This window comes from Deinococcus radiodurans R1 = ATCC 13939 = DSM 20539 (assembly GCF_000008565.1).
Classification (GTDB): Bacteria; Deinococcota; Deinococci; order Deinococcales; family Deinococcaceae; genus Deinococcus; species Deinococcus radiodurans.
Genome location: NC_001264.1, coordinates 85,374 through 99,522, shown reverse-complemented (window position 1 = coordinate 99,522; position 14,149 = coordinate 85,374). Strand labels below are relative to the sequence as shown.

The 14,149-nt window shown below is 65.5% G+C and carries 27 protein-coding genes; all 27 read right to left on the bottom strand.

Features of this window, described 5'->3' with window-relative positions; translation table 11 throughout:
* Positions 1-3 precede the first annotated feature (3 nt).
* Complete coding sequence (locus DR_RS14125; protein WP_162177630.1) at positions 4-321, bottom strand: hypothetical protein; 318 nt, start codon at positions 319-321, stop codon at positions 4-6.
* Positions 322-347: 26 nt separating this feature from the next.
* Positions 348-818: a hypothetical protein gene (locus DR_RS14120; protein ID WP_010889365.1), complete on the bottom strand. Its 471-nt coding sequence runs from the start codon at positions 816-818 to the stop codon at positions 348-350.
* Positions 808-1,542, bottom strand: coding sequence for a hypothetical protein (locus tag DR_RS14115; protein WP_010889364.1), 735 nt, complete (start codon positions 1,540-1,542; stop codon positions 808-810). The genes DR_RS14120 and DR_RS14115 overlap by 11 nt, the downstream gene beginning before the upstream one ends.
* Before the next feature lie 2 nt (positions 1,543-1,544).
* Positions 1,545-1,880, bottom strand: a complete 336-nt coding sequence (locus DR_RS14110; RefSeq protein WP_010889363.1) for a hypothetical protein — start codon at positions 1,878-1,880, stop codon at positions 1,545-1,547.
* Positions 1,877-2,251 (bottom strand): hypothetical protein, encoded by a 375-nt coding sequence (locus DR_RS14105; protein ID WP_162177629.1) that lies wholly within the window; start codon positions 2,249-2,251, stop codon positions 1,877-1,879. The genes DR_RS14110 and DR_RS14105 overlap by 4 nt, the downstream gene beginning before the upstream one ends.
* Before the next feature lie 157 nt (positions 2,252-2,408).
* Entirely contained in the window at positions 2,409-2,729 is a 321-nt protein-coding gene (locus DR_RS14100) for a hypothetical protein (protein WP_010889361.1), read from the bottom strand.
* Complete coding sequence (locus tag DR_RS14095; RefSeq protein WP_010889360.1) at positions 2,729-3,094, bottom strand: hypothetical protein; 366 nt, start codon at positions 3,092-3,094, stop codon at positions 2,729-2,731. Before DR_RS14095 ends, DR_RS14100 begins: the two co-directional genes overlap by 1 nt.
* Positions 3,094-3,345, bottom strand: a complete 252-nt coding sequence (locus DR_RS14090) for a hypothetical protein (RefSeq protein ID WP_010889359.1) — start codon at positions 3,343-3,345, stop codon at positions 3,094-3,096. The genes DR_RS14095 and DR_RS14090 overlap by 1 nt, the downstream gene beginning before the upstream one ends.
* Before the next feature lie 63 nt (positions 3,346-3,408).
* Positions 3,409-4,263 carry a hypothetical protein gene (locus tag DR_RS14085; protein ID WP_010889358.1) on the bottom strand — a complete coding sequence of 285 codons (855 nt, stop codon included), beginning with the start codon at positions 4,261-4,263 and terminating at the stop codon, positions 3,409-3,411.
* An 892-nt stretch (positions 4,264-5,155) separates the two neighbouring features.
* Entirely contained in the window at positions 5,156-5,485 is a 330-nt protein-coding gene (locus DR_RS14080; RefSeq protein WP_010889357.1) for a hypothetical protein, read from the bottom strand.
* A gap of 9 nt (positions 5,486-5,494) precedes the next feature.
* A complete protein-coding gene (locus DR_RS14075) occupies positions 5,495-6,256 on the bottom strand; it encodes a minor capsid protein (RefSeq protein ID WP_010889356.1) in 762 nt (253 codons plus the stop codon).
* Positions 6,253-7,200 (bottom strand): hypothetical protein, encoded by a 948-nt coding sequence (locus tag DR_RS14070; RefSeq protein WP_164928021.1) that lies wholly within the window; start codon positions 7,198-7,200, stop codon positions 6,253-6,255. Before DR_RS14070 ends, DR_RS14075 begins: the two co-directional genes overlap by 4 nt.
* Positions 7,157-7,549 carry a hypothetical protein gene (locus DR_RS14065; RefSeq protein ID WP_010889354.1) on the bottom strand — a complete coding sequence of 131 codons (393 nt, stop codon included), beginning with the start codon at positions 7,547-7,549 and terminating at the stop codon, positions 7,157-7,159. Before DR_RS14065 ends, DR_RS14070 begins: the two co-directional genes overlap by 44 nt.
* A gap of 51 nt (positions 7,550-7,600) precedes the next feature.
* The gene (locus tag DR_RS14060) at positions 7,601-8,977 is read right to left on the bottom strand and encodes a terminase large subunit domain-containing protein (protein WP_010889353.1); all 1,377 of its coding nucleotides are present in this window, start codon (positions 8,975-8,977) and stop codon (positions 7,601-7,603) included.
* Positions 8,974-9,513: a hypothetical protein gene (locus DR_RS14055; RefSeq protein ID WP_010889352.1), complete on the bottom strand. Its 540-nt coding sequence runs from the start codon at positions 9,511-9,513 to the stop codon at positions 8,974-8,976. Before DR_RS14055 ends, DR_RS14060 begins: the two co-directional genes overlap by 4 nt.
* A gap of 10 nt (positions 9,514-9,523) precedes the next feature.
* Entirely contained in the window at positions 9,524-9,850 is a 327-nt protein-coding gene (locus tag DR_RS14050; protein ID WP_027479732.1) for a hypothetical protein, read from the bottom strand.
* 4 nt (positions 9,851-9,854) lie between these two features.
* Positions 9,855-10,199: a hypothetical protein gene (locus tag DR_RS14045; RefSeq protein WP_010889350.1), complete on the bottom strand. Its 345-nt coding sequence runs from the start codon at positions 10,197-10,199 to the stop codon at positions 9,855-9,857.
* 52 nt (positions 10,200-10,251) lie between these two features.
* Positions 10,252-10,422 carry a hypothetical protein gene (locus tag DR_RS14040; protein WP_162177628.1) on the bottom strand — a complete coding sequence of 57 codons (171 nt, stop codon included), beginning with the start codon at positions 10,420-10,422 and terminating at the stop codon, positions 10,252-10,254.
* Positions 10,423-10,561: 139 nt separating this feature from the next.
* On the bottom strand, positions 10,562-10,897 hold the full coding sequence (locus tag DR_RS14035) for a hypothetical protein (RefSeq protein ID WP_162177627.1): 336 nt from the start codon (positions 10,895-10,897) through the stop codon (positions 10,562-10,564).
* A gap of 35 nt (positions 10,898-10,932) precedes the next feature.
* Positions 10,933-11,157: a hypothetical protein gene (locus DR_RS14030; protein ID WP_164928020.1), complete on the bottom strand. Its 225-nt coding sequence runs from the start codon at positions 11,155-11,157 to the stop codon at positions 10,933-10,935.
* 41 nt (positions 11,158-11,198) lie between these two features.
* Positions 11,199-11,540, bottom strand: coding sequence for a hypothetical protein (locus DR_RS14025; protein ID WP_162177625.1), 342 nt, complete (start codon positions 11,538-11,540; stop codon positions 11,199-11,201).
* The gene (locus DR_RS14020; RefSeq protein ID WP_010889346.1) at positions 11,537-12,037 is read right to left on the bottom strand and encodes a hypothetical protein; all 501 of its coding nucleotides are present in this window, start codon (positions 12,035-12,037) and stop codon (positions 11,537-11,539) included. Before DR_RS14020 ends, DR_RS14025 begins: the two co-directional genes overlap by 4 nt.
* Positions 12,037-12,567 carry a hypothetical protein gene (locus tag DR_RS14015; RefSeq protein ID WP_010889345.1) on the bottom strand — a complete coding sequence of 177 codons (531 nt, stop codon included), beginning with the start codon at positions 12,565-12,567 and terminating at the stop codon, positions 12,037-12,039. Before DR_RS14015 ends, DR_RS14020 begins: the two co-directional genes overlap by 1 nt.
* A 174-nt stretch (positions 12,568-12,741) precedes the next feature.
* The gene (locus DR_RS14010; RefSeq protein WP_027479730.1) at positions 12,742-12,993 is read right to left on the bottom strand and encodes a hypothetical protein; all 252 of its coding nucleotides are present in this window, start codon (positions 12,991-12,993) and stop codon (positions 12,742-12,744) included.
* Positions 12,990-13,202: a hypothetical protein gene (locus DR_RS14005; RefSeq protein ID WP_010889343.1), complete on the bottom strand. Its 213-nt coding sequence runs from the start codon at positions 13,200-13,202 to the stop codon at positions 12,990-12,992. The genes DR_RS14010 and DR_RS14005 overlap by 4 nt, the downstream gene beginning before the upstream one ends.
* Complete coding sequence (locus DR_RS14000; protein ID WP_010889342.1) at positions 13,195-13,584, bottom strand: hypothetical protein; 390 nt, start codon at positions 13,582-13,584, stop codon at positions 13,195-13,197. Before DR_RS14000 ends, DR_RS14005 begins: the two co-directional genes overlap by 8 nt.
* A gap of 12 nt (positions 13,585-13,596) precedes the next feature.
* Complete coding sequence (locus DR_RS13995) at positions 13,597-14,064, bottom strand: hypothetical protein (RefSeq protein WP_027479729.1); 468 nt, start codon at positions 14,062-14,064, stop codon at positions 13,597-13,599.
* Between the last annotated feature and the right edge of the window lie 85 nt (positions 14,065-14,149).

The window sequence follows — 14,149 nt, the reverse complement described above, 5'->3', positions numbered from 1 at the left end:
AGTTCACCCCCTTGCCGCCGCCCGCATTTCGCGCAGCCGCACGGCCTTCTGTGCCCAGCGGGGCAGCTTGCCTGCCTTGTGCAGTGCCAGTAGTTCCCGTGCCGCGGCACCTGGGACGCGGTGCTGCAGCTCAGGCAGGTTGTAGTCCGACATGAACGCCACGAGGGCGTCCCGACTGATCTGTTGCTCTGCCGTGAGGCGTCCGTTCTTGGGCGATTCCGGCGGCTCGGCCAGACCTTTGCGGGCCTCCTCAGGCAACTTGTAGAAGTGATATTCCCGCATCGCCCGGTCCCGCAGGTAGAAGACCGTGGACAATTCCACGTCCAAGTCCTCGATGTCTTCTTTGGTCAGGTGGTCCCATTCCCAGGGACGAACGCCGTAGAAGGCGGCGAAGACGGCCTTGAGGTAGCTGCGAGGGCGTCGAGCGTCCTTGGGGTGAGTCGGGCCGCTGTCGCCTGGACGGCCCGCTCCAGGGCTTTTCCCTCGGGAATGACCCCGTTGACATAGGCGTACTGAAGCTGGTTCAGGGCGGTCTGGTCGGCGTCCTCCAGCACTTCACGCACGATCCGCCGGTCGGTGCCCTCGTCCATGCGGGTGAGCAGCAGGTCGGCGAGCAATTCGCGCAGGTCATCCTCGGACTTGCACTTGCCCAGCGCGGCCTGGAACTTCTTGCGCTCACGCCCGGTGGCCGAACGGAGGTGCAGCACCAGGTGCTCCGGCGCCTCGATCTGCTGCTCTTGCAGGGCCTCGCGGGCCTCTTCGGTGATCGGGTAAGGGGTGGGCGTGCCCCGGCTGCCCCATTGCAGTTCAGCGGTCATAAACCTCCAGCCAGACCCGCGCTGTGTTTGCCCCTCGCTTGAGGTGCAGCGCGTCCTTGGGTAGCTCCAAAACGAGCTTTTCTTTTGTTTCGGTGTCTTGAAATGTCCAGCGCCGCCGGGTCAAGCCGGCCTGCACAACCAGCAGCCCCGCATACAGGCGCCCACCATCGCGGTGGGCACCCGTGATCAGGGCCACTGGCTCGCCATTGCGGCGGGCCAGGGCGAAGAGAGGCACGTTCAGGCGCCGGGGGCGCTGGGGGCGTCGGGAGCGGCCTGATGCGGCCCCTTCAGCTCGCCGGAGATGCCCGCCGTGAAGCTGTAGGTGGTGGCGTTGTCCGAGGGGCTGGGCAGCGCCGCGTTCGTCAGGGAGGCGAACGCCTTCCCATTCGGCAGCGGGGGCCTCCTCGTCGAACGCCCGCTCCAGGTAAATCTGGTCCCCGTTCAGGATCGCCTTGCGGAGGCGGTAGACGGGTTCGCGCAGCGCCTTGTCCTGGGGCAGGTCCCCGCTGACGGTGAACGTCACCGTGGCGCCGGTGCCACGAGTCGCCGTGCCGCCGTTGGTCTTGTAGTACTTCTTGGTGACGCTCGACGCCGAGATGGGGGCGTCGCTGGTGGTCACGTTGGGAAGCGAGAAAAACGCGGCGGTGGCCGGACGCGCGGACGTGCCTTTGGGCACGATGGCGAAGCGGACGGCGTTGTTGTCTCCAATATGGAAGTCAGACATGGTTATCTCCGGTAGTCGGCTCTCCAGCCGAACTGCTTGGTGTCGGGGTCGCTGAGTTGCCCGCCGCCGTCCGGTCTGTACCGGAGGCCCACGAGCCGCTCCCTGGCCTGCTGGTGCAGGCTGATGGCCGCGTCCAGGCTGTTCGCCCAGACACTGACCTGAATGCGGGTGAGGGCGGACGCCGAGCCGTAGCGGGCGCGGTCGGTCCAGCCGATGAGGTCCAGGCGGATGAGGGGAGTTTCGTCGTCAGGTAACGACTGGTCCGGCAGGTAGACCCGTTCGGTCAGTTCCAGCAGCGCCGCATAAGCATCAGCCAGCACGTCGTAAGGCCCGCTCACGGCGCACCACGCTCACGCTCTTTGTCTGCTGCCGGGCGCAGGAACGGGCGGGGGGCCATGCGCCGTGTGCCGAACTCCAGGTGCAGGGCGTAGTCCACGTTTGTCCCCACCCGCCAGTTCATCGGGCTGATCCGCAACGCGGTGATGGACTGCCGGAGTCGGCCCGTATTGACCGCTGGAGACTCGCCGGGGGCACTGGCCTGGTGGGTGCTGTGGGGCGCGGTGCGGTGGCCCGTGCGGTAGGTGCGGCCTGTGCCGGGGCGGGAGAGTTCCTCGACAATGCCATTTCGCAGGCGCTGCGCCCGATTGGCGAGTTCCTGCTGAAGCACGTCTATTCCCGCTTCTCGAACACTGCTGAAGTCGGCTGGCACTAGTTCACTCTCCAAATGGAAAACTGCCCATCTCTGGGCAGGACACGCGGCATCCGATTCGAACGGATGGTCATGTGGAGTATTGAGCCGTTCCTCACTCCCATGACTCATAACGGCTATAGGTTTCAGCCTCTCACCCAACCGCGTCACAAGGATTTTAGCGGATTTCCTCCGCAATCACCTTGGTGTAGCTTGTCCGCACTTCGACCAGCGCGGCCTTCCATTCCCGGCCCCGGAACCGCAGGCGGTCCCCCGGCACGACCAGGACGCCCGCAGGCAGGCGCACCCGCCAGCGCTGCCCGGTGGCCGTCAGCCCCAGCTTCACGGCCTGCTCTGCACCCAGATTCGTCACCAGCGCCGTGTGCGTCTCACCAGGCGTGTAGGTCGGTGGACTGACCTCGCCGCCCAGCCGCCCCTTCTGCCCAGGCACCTGCACCAGCAGGGTCACGGCCTCGTCACGGAACTGAGGAAGCAGCATTACCAGCCGCCCCAGGTGATGGTGCTGTCCCAGGTGTCGGCGCTGACCGCCTCGGGTGGGATGCGTCCCGCTACCCACTCGGCATCCAGCTCGCGCAGGTTTTCCACTGTCGCGGTCAGGTCGCCGTACTGCTCGGACACGTCGCCCTCAACACGAGCGGTCACGCGGGGGCGCAGCAGGTAGGCGATCGCCGTTTTGTAGGGGCGGTAGAACATCTGCTGCACGCCCTCTACCGGGCGCACGGCGCCGTCGTCAGTGAGCTGCGCCTGCCACTGCTCCGGCGTCCAGCCGCCCGCGTCTCCGACCTGCCGCTGGGCGAGGGCGATGCACGCAGGGGCGTCACGCGGATTGGTTTGGCCGGCCATCAGTCGGGCTTCTGCGCCGCTTCGGCTTCGAGGGCTTCAGTCAACAGCGCCTGGAGCTTCTTGTAGCCGGTGTTGGGCTGGTACTTGATTTCGCGCTTGTCGAGTTCCATCTTGACCGCCGTTTCCGGGTTGATGGTTTCTTCCAGCTCCCGGTTCTTGCGGGCGTCCGGCAGGAAGCGGCCCGACGCCTCGAACACCTGCCCGCTGTCGCGGTGGCGGAACCAGGCGCTGTCTTGTTTCTCATCGCTCATGAGCACCTCAGGGAACGAAAAAAGCCCCCCGGTCAGGGAGGCTCAGTCGGTCCAGGGGGAAAATTACTTGCTGATCTGGCCCTTGTTGAAGGTGCCGACGGCGAAGCCCTTGGGCTGAAGGTTCTTGGCGCCGTAGACGTGCAGGCCCTTGACGCCGGTGCCGAACTTGCGCTCGGGGCGGTAGGTTTCAGTCTTCACGATCTGGTCGGCGAAGGTGATGTAGTCCTTGCCCATCATGATCTTGTACTTCTCGCCGCCCACGTTGGGCACGTTATTGGACTGGTAGATGGTCACGCCGTCGAGCTGCCCGGCCATACCGTCGAGGGCGATCTTGTCGCCCAGGCCGCTGCCCCGGTCCCCGAACTGCGCCTTCAGGGCGCGAATGAACCAGGGCGGCAGCACCACGCGGCGATCCACGGTGGGGATGTTGGCCTCGTCGAGCTTCTGAGTCAGGTCGAGGAAAGCGTCGTAGGGCTTGGTCTGCCCGCCTGCGAAACCGACCACGACGGGCGTGGCGTCGGTGCCGACGAGGTTGGCGGCATCGACGGCGCTGTGGAAACCCGCCACGTAAAGGTCACGCACGTCGCTCATGGCCTGAGCAGCACGCTTGGAGCCTTCGTCCACCAGGCGGATGATGCTCTGCTGCGCTTCCACATCGTCCACGACGAAGTTGAAGTATTTCTTCTGGTCGATGACCAGTTCGAGCGCGGCGTCGTTGAGCCCTTCGGGGTCGTTCAGGGTGCCGGTGTAGTCGCTGATGCTCACGTCACCGACCTGGAGGATGCGGACGCTGGTGCCCGCGTCCTTGATTTCGCCTTCGTAGTTGCGATTGGTGAAGGCCGCGCCGTAGACGAAGGTCTTGTCCAGATGGGCCAGCAGGCGGGCCGACCAGATTTTGGGATTGCTGAGTAGGGTCACGGTGACACCTCGGAGAGAGGGGGCTTAGGGCCGGAGGCTTACTTGGCGGGCGTGACGCCGCGTCGAAGGCCGCGTTGATGTCGGCCAGTGATCCGCCCTGAACGGCGCGGTCGAGCGACGTGGCGCCCGCCGCCGTGCGCTGGCTGCCGCCGCCGCCGTCGGGCGCGGTGGGCGTGGTGATGCCCGCCGGGGCGAGTGACGGGAAATCGGTGTAGAGCGCGTCGGTCTTCAACGTGCCGTCGGCGTTCAGGTGCTTTTCAGGGTCGAGCACTCGCAGGGCGAGCTGCACGTCGCTGACCTTGCCGTCGAGCAGCTTGGTGCGCTCGGCAGTGGTGTCGCGTTCCTCGAACGTGCTGACTTTGGTCTTCAGCGTCTCGTTCTCGGCCTTCATGGCGTCGAGCTGCTGCTGCAACTCGGCTTCTTTGCTGCTGTTCACTTTGACCTCCAGGTCAGTGACCTGCCCCTTGAGCTGGTCGCGTTCGGTCGTGACCGTCTGCAACTCCGCCGCGAGGCGGGCGTTCTCGCGGGCGAGGGCCAGCGTTTCCGTCGGCTGGAAAGCCGGGGCATTGCTGGGTGCAGGAGCGGGGGGCGGGGTGGTGTTCTCGGGTGCCGTCATGGGTTCCTCCAGAAATGACAACGGGAGGCGTTTTAAGCCCCCTCGTCTGGTCTGACCGCAGTGCTATAGCCCCCCGGCCTCCGCTGAGGCTCAGAGAGGCCCAACGTTCGCTTGTTGGGGCGTGGGCGGCAAACACTTGACCCCCGCTTCGCAGGTCGGCGGGGGTCAGAGCGCGTGAGAAAAATCCGCCCGCGTGTTACCGGGGCCTGCCACACAGCGGGACGCCAGCACACTACCGGGGAGGTAGCGGCTGGCGTGTGCAGGGCTGCAACGAGGTTATTTGCTGCGTTTGAACAGGTAGGTCGTCATCTTAGTGGGTGGTGTCTGCTCCATGTTGGTGCTGACCAGTTCCCAGCCCCTCTTGCCGACACAGTTGAAAAAATCGCTGTTGTTGACAATCTTCAGGCTGCCACAGTTGGCCTTCGCCCCCAGCTCGTCACGGGTTTTGCCGGTCGCACTGGCTCCCATCCCGTCTTTGTCAGGCGAAATCCAGAAGTACATTTGTGGCGTACTGGTCGAGATGACGGTTAACTCGGCGTACTCCCAGGTCGTGGCCGCATTAGCCACGCCTGAAAGGAGCAGCGCTCCCAACAGGATTTTTCTCACCTGCCAATTCTACTCACCCGGAATCACAGCCAGGGCCACGCACCGGCAGTTGATCGGCTCGCCGGGGTGCCCGTCCGGCGGCGGGTCGTCCCAGGAAAAGCGCTTGCCGTCCCGCTTGGCGTGCTCGGGCCGCACGCGGCGGTCCTTGGCGCTGCGCCAGATGTACTCCGCGCAGCCCGCCTGCGCCTGGCTCTTCTGCGTGGCGTAGGCCGCCGCGTTGCCCACCTCGTTGCGGGCAATCAACGAGGCCCGTGAGCGGCTGACCCCCACCCGGTCCTGGATGCGCTTGCTCATCTGGTCGATGCCCTGACCGCGTTTCAGTCCATCCACAAGCGCGTCGTGGATTTCCTGCCGAAAGCGGGCCGGCTCGTTGCCCCAGAACTCGCGCATCCGCCGCTCGGCATCGTCCATCCATTCGAGTTGCAGCGTGGGCGGCACGGTGAAGGCGCTGGTGACCGTCTGCGAGGCGGCGAACATCTCCGCCGTGCCGGTGATGCCGGACTCGACCGCACTCCGCACGGCCTGCACCAACCCGGCGGGCGGCTCGGCCAGCTCCGCCGCCACGTCGTCGAAGATGCCGAGCAGCTCGTCGGCGTACCCCAGCCGAGCCAGTGGACTGTCCAGTTCGGTGGCCGCCCGGAGCACCTCGATCAGCTCGGCCAGGTTCAGGTCCTCGTACAGGTACTGCACCACAGCGAGACCCCGCGCCTCCAGGTCGTCGCCCCGCTTGCCCAGCTCGCGGATGATGCGGTCAATCACGGCGTCGGTCATGCGCCGTCAGGCCGGGGCAGGGTGCCCGCCTCTTCCTGCGCCAGGGCCGCGTTGATGTGAGCTTCGGTGACTTCGGTGACCCCGAGGTTCTGAAGGCCAGACAGCCACGCCGAGAGCGGCAGGCCCGCCTTGTAATCCTCGCGCAGGGCGACACGGGCGGACTCCACATCGCGGGTGAAGTGAGGCTTCAGGGTCACCCGCCAGCCTGAGCGCAGTTCAGCCGGGCGCATGGCCGCCGCCAGCTCGTGGGCCTCGGTCAGCGCGTCGGCCACGCTGTTGCCCAGGCTGGTGGTCGTCTCGGTGTAGGACTCGCGCTTTTCGGCCAGGGCTTCACCGCTCAGGTCGGCCCCGTCCACGTCGGGCATGTAGAGCGCCCCACGCACGTCGGCCTTGGCGTCCCGCTCCTGCTCACGGTATTCAGCCAGCTTGACGGGTTCCAGGCGGTCGTAGCTGCCGCCGGAGTCCATGACGCGGACCTTGTTCGGCCCCACCTGCTTTAGCTCGCTCAGCAGCGGGTTGTGGGGATCGCTCTTGGCGATTTGGAACAGTTGGTCACTCTTGGCGACCCGTTCCTCAAAGCCCCCCCGGTGGGCGATGAAGGCGAGCAGCACCGTCGCCTTCACGTACCGCCGGAAAGCGGGCAACGCGGTCATGGCGAGGCCCTCGGGTTCGCGGTTGGCGTCCCGGCCCACCACGCGGAAAGCGATGGGGAGCCGGTCAGGACAGTGCGGCTGTGGGAACTCTTCGCGCTGCCCGGTGGCGTACTTCTGCCAGTCTTCCAGGCCCTTGAAGACTTCCATCATGCCAGAGCTGAAGCGGCGCACCTGAAAGAGCGTCTTGCCGTCTACCACATAGCTGGTGACTTGCAAGACGGCCTGCACCTCGCTCGCGTCTCCGGCCTCATAGATGGGCCACAGGAACCCGGTCAAGGTATTCAGGCGCACGCCGGTTGTCCGGGCCGATGTAAGGAAAATAGGCGAACTTGCCTGTGACCAGAGCGTCGGTGGTGGCGTCCTGCACCAGGTCCCGGCCTGCAATGTTCAGCAGTACACCAGGATTGAGGTCAGGCGGGTCGTTCTCCCCGTCCCATTCCCAGTTCAGCGTGCCCCGCGTCAGCGCCCGCACGTAGCGGTTGACCCCTTGCTGAAGATGGTTCACCACGTCCTTGTTGGCGGTCAGCAGCTGACCGTCCACACCGGGGAAGAGTTCGCCGATCATCTGTTCCAGGCCCAAGCCGCTGATGGCGTTGCGGGCGTCCACCTCGTTCTGGCGAATGCCCGCAATCTGCGCCACTGGCCCGTGATGAGGGCCGTCAGAATGTTTAGGTCCATAGTTTGGCCCCCTTCAGAGCGTGATGATGCCGCCGCCTACGACGCGGGTACTCGCCCGCCGTCCCAGCGCCGCCGCCCAGAAGCGGTCAGCGTGGCCGTCCGCGTCCCGCTCGCCCTTGAACAGCACGTTGCCACTGGGTGACACGGTGCGCCGAATTTTCTTGAAGTCGGCCCGGACCACCGCTGTCCCTGGCAGGCGCAGGCTGCTGTCTTCCAGCGCGTTCTTGAAGCCCACGGCGAGGTCTTTCTTTTCCTTCTCGTTGAACGTCACCTTCGTGACCTTCTCGGAGCCGAAATCTTCCTCGGCGTCTTCGGCCAGTTGCGCCCCCAGGCCCGTTTCGTCCATCTCGGCGTGGGTGGTCATGGGCAGCAGATGCTCCAGCCAGCGAAACTGATAACGGAACTTGACGATGTGCAGCTCGACAACGGCCCGAGTCCAGAGCGTGTCTCCCACCTTTTCCCACACCCACAGCACCGTCAGGTCGCGTTTGCGCCCGATGTCCACGCCCAGGTAGAGCTGACCGCCTGCCCGCTTGAATTGCAGGGCAGGGCGGTAGTCGGGCAGGGGAATGTCGTGAATCTCGCTGCCCAGAATCACGATGGGGTCGGGCACCTCAGCCGCGACATTGGCATCGAACAGCGCGTGGCTGATGTAGGCCGCCGTCCCGTCCAGGGGGTTGCACATGAATTCCTGCTGGAACGTCTCGTCGTCGCCTGCAATGGCCCGACACTCGGCCAGGAACGCTTCCACCTCGGCAGCGGTGGCCGGACGGTCCAGGTTCATGATGCGCTCGACCAGTCCGTCACGGATGGCGTCCACGATGGTCACCGAGTGCAGCGTCCACTTGCTGTCCGCCTGCTGCGCCTCCTGCACCATCTGGTAGAAGCGGCAGTCCTTGCCGTTGTGCGAGGAAAAGACCCGAATGGGGTAGCCCCACAGCACCGACGGCGCGGCGGCCCGCCAGAGTTCATCAGCGTCTTCGTGGAAGGCGAACTCGTCAAGCACGACCTTGCCCCCCTTGGACCGGAAGCCCTTGGGGTTGCTCGACAGCGCGGTGATGCGCTTGCCGTTGGCGAAGGCCACCACGAAGGCTTTGATGGCACTCTCGCCTGAGCCTTCGAGCACCACTTCGCCCAGGTCGGTGGCGACCACGTTCAGAATCCGTGCCCACATCTGAACGTAGCGGATGTACTCACGGGCGGCGGTCAGGTCAGCCGAGCTGAACCACACGTCCATGCCGCCTTCCTTGGCCGCGTCCCGCACGTCCTCGTAAGCCTGGGTGTAGGTCCAGCCGATGCGCCGCGACTTCTCGGCAATCTTCAGGCGGCTGTCGTCGTTGAGCCACGCCACCTGATAGGCGAGGAAGTAGCCCCGCTGAGCCGCGCTCACCGCTTCACGCCCAGCAGCTCGTCCATCATGCGGATGGTGTCTTCAGACACGCCATTGGTCCTGAGTTTGCCCTTGGCCTCTTCGAGCTTCTCCTTGCTGAAGGCGACTTCCTGCTTCTTGACTTTGAGCAGCACTTCGATGCCCCTCACGACGGTGCCCAGCCACTTCCCATCATCTGCGAGTTCCTGCTCCCCCAGCTTCCGCATGGCCTTGTTGGTCAGCATGTTCAGGAAGGCCGTCTCCATCCCGAGGGTCTGCCCCGTTGCCTGGGCAATCGCCTCGACCTGGCGCTGCGCTTCAATGGCCCCCAGCACGTCCGGCATTAGGTGGTCGGACTTGTGACGGCTCAGGCCCGCCTTGCTGATGACCAGGCCGTGCGCCGCTGCCCAGTCGATGATCTGGTCGTAGCTGTAGCGCTCGCCGTCGTCGTCGGTCTCCTTGCCCATCAGCCGCAGGTCGATGTCCTGGCGCAGTTGCGAGCTGCACACCTTGCACTTGGGCCGGAGCAGGGCGCTGTAGTCGTATTGGTCGGACACGTCGCCCCTCCTACCGTTTGTGGGGGGCCGTGTCCGGCGTCCCCTCCTGCAACTGGTCCACCTGCTGCGCGGCCTGCTCGATCTGCTGCGCCTGTTCGTTCGACTGCCGGACGAGTTCGACGATCAGCGAGCGGTTGGAGTTGGCCGTGCTCACGGCGTACCCGGCGAGCAGCAGCGCCACGCAGGCCAGGACCACCACCGAGACGAACATGGCGAGGATATTGACGTTCTGCTTTTCGGCGTGTCGCAACTCGCTTTTCACCTCGCCAAACTCGCGTTCGACGGTGGCGCACAGCCCGTTGAGGCGGCTGACCACGTCTCTGAATTCGCGCTCCATCGGTTCATCGCCGGGGCTGGAGCAGGATGCCGGGTTCGCGCTTTCTGGCATTTTTGTCCTCGTACAGGTCGATGCCCTTCTGGGTCAGGGTCACCGACTCGAACCGGGTGTGGTCGTCCATCGCCCAGTCCACCTCGATGTACCCGGCCCCTTCCAGCCATTGCAGGCTGTTGATCGTCATGGCGTCGGGCGGCAGCAGGCCGTTGGCCCCCAGGCCGTCGATCATCAGCCGGTTGGCGGTGCGGGGCGTGGCCGGGTCGCACAGGCCCTTGTCCTGAAGGATGTAAAGGTGGGTGAGCAGGGTGCCCCGCGCCATGCGGCGGGCGTATTGCTGTTCCTGATTGGTCATGTCGGCTCCAAAAAAGGGGGGCTGCCACAGCCGCCCCCCTTGCGATGATTGTTTATTCCGCGTTCAGCACACGTTCGATAAGGTCACTCAGCAGGCGGATCAGCTCGACAGCAACCTCTTGCTTGTTGGAGGCGTTGGCGACGAGGAACTGGATAGCGTCAACCGTGTCATCGACGGCATCAACGATGTGAACGGGGGTTTCGGACTGAGCAAACTTCGACATGTAAGGCTCCGAGGTGATGCACGCTGGCCAGGCGTCATCGGTGAATTAGGCACCTACCTCCAGAGTGCAATCTCCCGGGGTGACGAATCTGGAACTTCGCGATTTGGCACCCCCCCCACTGGGTGTATCCCCTTCTGCGTCATGTCGGTTTTCTTAGCCATCCCCGCTCAGCCAGCACCCGCCAGAGCTGCTCGGCCAGACCCTGATCGGTGAGCAGCCACTCGTCCCGCTGCACAGCCCAGCGCAGCCGCTGCGTCACCTCCGGCCCAAGCAGCAGCAGGGCGGCCTGGTAGTCCCGGTCGGTGACCTCGTACACGTCCCCGACGTTCAAGACCCGGATGGGCGCGGGTGAGTCACACTCCACGGCGCCCACCAGCTCGACCTGGGCGATACGCCAGCGGCTGGACCGCAGCGCCTGCATCAGCAGGACCGGCCAGTTGACACGGACCGGGCGACAGGCGGGCGGGTCAGCCAAAACAACTGGAGAAGCCTGTGGGGGCTCCTCCAGTCCTAGAACTCGTCGAACAGAGATGGATGGGAACTTTTTTCGGGCGGAAGGTACGGATTCAGTTGTGCTCTCTCCACCGTGATCGGCGGGCCGTCCTCTGGCAGATACGCTTCCAGCGACGTGCGGCGCTGGCGGTAGCGTTCGCAGTTCGGATTCACGCAAACCCTGTACCTCCTGTAGAAGAGAATCCCAGCCGCGTCCTCTCCCACGGTGCCGAGGGGAATCACGATGGTTTCCTCCTGGCAAACGTCACAGGGCAGCCCGGCCATCAGCGATCAGGTCCCCGTGTGACACGGCTGGATGCTGGCAGGCTACCGGGGAGACTCGCCCCGTCGCTTGCAGCACTGAAAACTGCGCTCTGATCAGGTTGTGCGGATGCCTGCACGGTAGCACGGGCCTGAGCGAGCGCCTCAGCGACGTGCGGCCCGGTGCCGAGGGTCCAGCCCCTGGGGTGCTGCACAGCGAGGTCAGTGCGGCTCAGGGCATCCACGATGCCGGACACGGCGCTTTCCTTCAGCCCAGTCGTGCGGGCGAGGCTGTAGACGCTCCTGGGGTTGCCACTCAGCGCCAACAGCACGGCGGCGCGGCGGGTGCCGGTGCGGGCGCTCACTTGACCACGCCCCAGGCCATCAGGTAGGCGATCAGCGCTGCCGTTCCAGGGTGTCGGCTCTCTCCCAGGCCAGCCCGACCACAGCAGGGGTTCTCCCACTCGTCGCTTTCGAAGGGCATCCGTTCGCCCAGCGTGACCGTGCAGCTGAAGACAGTTTCCAGGTACGGCTCGCCCTTCTCCGGGCGACGTACCCGCTGGAGGGTGGACAGGGTCAGTTTTCCCTCGGTTTCCTGCACCCGCCCAGTAATGACCATCAGCACCTTGCCGTCACCGTCTTCGAGAAACCCGCATCGGTAGGCCGGAATGATGCGCGGGGCGTACCCTTGCGCGTTCGCTTCCCAGCCCGGTGCGTATTGCACACCGTCATCGGCCAGTAGGACCCCGACTTGCCAGCGCCGGGTCGTGAAGCCGTCCGGCGTCTGCCTGAGCAACTCCAGAAGCTGGTCCAGATGAAACTCCGGTTCATCGTCCAGCGTGCTGAGGTCGAAGGCCACCATCACAGTCCCTCGAATCCGAACCGTTCTGCCCGGACCACCAGTTCGTTCATGCGGCCCACTTCCTTCTCTTCCAGCCCCCGCCCCGGCAGCAGCACCAGGTGGTGCAGGCCGTCGCCCGGCTTCATGCTGACGGTCACTTCCTGGTCGTGCAGGATGCCGCTCAGCATCGCCTTCATGCCGAGCCACTGTTCGATGACGCGGACCTGCGAGCGGCGGGCGGTCAGCTCGACCAGCTGGAAGTCGGCAGGCAGCCACAGCAGCAGCGTCAGTTCCTCCGAGCAGACGGGCGGCTCGCCGTTCTCGCCCCAGTCGGCAAAGCGGCACTCCTGGCAGGGGCCGTATTTGCTGCCGTCCACGCACTCGGGGCGGGGGTCGGGGTTCAGGCTGCTCGGCCACAGCACGCGGCCTTCACGCTGGGCGAGGACAACGGCGGTGATCTCGGTGAACTGCTCGCCGGTCAGGGTGTTGGTGAAGGTCCCGGCTGAGTAGTCGAGCGAGAAGGCGGGGAGGGTAGGGCGGGTGTCCGTCATAGGAATCTCCGTTGTTTGAGGGCCACGCGGTGGGCGCGGCTGACTTGATCGACGTAGCGGGCGCGTTTGGTCAGGTGCCAGTAGCCGCAGTGGTTGCAGAGGTACGGGCGGTGAGGGGGGCGCAGGCCCCGGCCCCGGAACAGTTGCCCCATGAACCGGGCCTGCTCCAGTGCTTCAGCCCGTCCGTGAAACGACTGCTTGCCCGTGATCGGGCAGTTCGGGCACATCGGGCACCTCCAGGAAGAAGTTCATTTCAGCGGCGCACCCGTCGCAGATGGTGTCCCCGGCGAGGTCGGTCTGCGAGCAGCCCAGGCAGACCGAGCAGTGGCAGACGTAGCAGGTCAGCGGCTCCAGCACGTCGCTGTCGCACAGGGCACAGGTGTCGGGCCAGATGTCGGCCTGTGGCACTTGGTGGAATTGGCTCACGCGGGCACTTCCTTCTTCAGCATCGTGATGACCTCGGCCAGCGTCTCGCGGCGCACGGCCTGCGCCCCGGCTTCCCAGGCATGGCGGACGGTGGGCGGCAGATCGGCCCACATGGGCATGGGGTAGCCGTTCCAGGTTTTGCCGCTGGTGTGGTCCCGGTAGCCGTCGTAAGCGAGTTCACCGGGGGACTTGATGTTCAGCTCAGGCATCTTCTTTCACTTCCTTCAGGGGAGCGAACGCGGCGGCCAACCTGTCCCGCTCGTCAGGTAACAGCGCGTCCAGCATGGAGGGGCGGGTGCTGATGCGGGCGTCGGGCCGTTCGTTCTTGTAGAGGCGGGCGTACAGCGCCGTCAGGTTGTTGTTGACCTGGAACAGGTCGTCACCGGCATGGACCACGCTTTGCCAGCGCAGGACGTGGCAGATCATGTCGGCGCTCAGGCGTCGGGCCGGGTCCCCGGCGCGGTAGGCGTCCGCCGTCTGCCGGAACTGGCGATACATGTCCGGGTGCGTTTCGAGGTGCCAGACAAAGTAGCCCAGCGGGTCGGTGGTGAAATCGGGCGCGGTGACACGGCGTTCCAGGTCGATGGTCACGGGGTCAGCTCCTCAGTCCCAGAGGGACAGGTCGTCCTCGGTCACGGGGACCGGCGGCGGGGGCACGGGCGGCTCGATCACCTGCGTGGGCGCGGGCTGCGGCGGCGCGTCGGACTGGACCCGCATCCGGCCCCACTTCCGCCCACCGTCGCGGCTGTACTCGTGCTGCCGCTCCCAGTTGCCCTTGCCGGTGATTCGCATGTGGGTGATGCCGTTGTCTTCGAGCCACTGCTTGAACTTCAGCAGGGTGCGCTTGCCGTTCTCCTCACGCACCAGCGGCGAGAGGATCAGGTGGACGGCGCTGAAGTTCACAGCGGGGAAGGGCAGGCCGCGCACGTCGAAGGTGCCGGACGCCCGGCCCATCTGCCGCATCCACGCGGTGGAGATGGCGGCGAGGTCACACTCGACCCGCTCGTACCAGGGAATGGCCTCCAGCAGGTCACGGGCCGTGGCGTAGGCGTAGATGTTGGGGCCGGTCATTGTTCGCCCCAGCCTTCCGGGATGTTGTCGGGTTCGTCGGCCCAGCAATGACTGCCGCCCGTGCATTCGCCCGTGTCCGACAGGC

Bases quoted from the DNA above. Each gene is read 5' to 3' on its own strand.
- DR_RS14090 (WP_010889359.1), bottom strand. From the start codon at position 3,345: ATGAGCGATGAGAAACAAGACAGCGCCTGGTTCCGCCACCGCGACAGC.
- DR_RS14015 (WP_010889345.1), bottom strand. From the start codon at position 12,567: ATGACGGACACCCGCCCTACCCTCCCCGCCTTCTCGCTCGACTACTCA.
- DR_RS14020 (WP_010889346.1), bottom strand. From the start codon at position 12,037: ATGGTGGCCTTCGACCTCAGCACGCTGGACGATGAACCGGAGTTTCAT.
- DR_RS14005 (WP_010889343.1), bottom strand. From the start codon at position 13,202: ATGCCTGAGCTGAACATCAAGTCCCCCGGTGAACTCGCTTACGACGGC.
- DR_RS13995 (WP_027479729.1), bottom strand. From the start codon at position 14,064: ATGACCGGCCCCAACATCTACGCCTACGCCACGGCCCGTGACCTGCTG.
- DR_RS14050 (WP_027479732.1), bottom strand. From the start codon at position 9,850: ATGGAGCGCGAATTCAGAGACGTGGTCAGCCGCCTCAACGGGCTGTGC.
- DR_RS14045 (WP_010889350.1), bottom strand. From the start codon at position 10,199: ATGACCAATCAGGAACAGCAATACGCCCGCCGCATGGCGCGGGGCACC.
- DR_RS14120 (WP_010889365.1), bottom strand. From the start codon at position 818: ATGACCGCTGAACTGCAATGGGGCAGCCGGGGCACGCCCACCCCTTAC.
- DR_RS14040 (WP_162177628.1), bottom strand. From the start codon at position 10,422: ATGTCGAAGTTTGCTCAGTCCGAAACCCCCGTTCACATCGTTGATGCC.
- DR_RS14115 (WP_010889364.1), bottom strand. From the start codon at position 1,542: ATGTCTGACTTCCATATTGGAGACAACAACGCCGTCCGCTTCGCCATC.
- DR_RS14075 (WP_010889356.1), bottom strand. From the start codon at position 6,256: ATGACCGACGCCGTGATTGACCGCATCATCCGCGAGCTGGGCAAGCGG.
- DR_RS14100 (WP_010889361.1), bottom strand. From the start codon at position 2,729: ATGCTGCTTCCTCAGTTCCGTGACGAGGCCGTGACCCTGCTGGTGCAG.
- DR_RS14095 (WP_010889360.1), bottom strand. From the start codon at position 3,094: ATGGCCGGCCAAACCAATCCGCGTGACGCCCCTGCGTGCATCGCCCTC.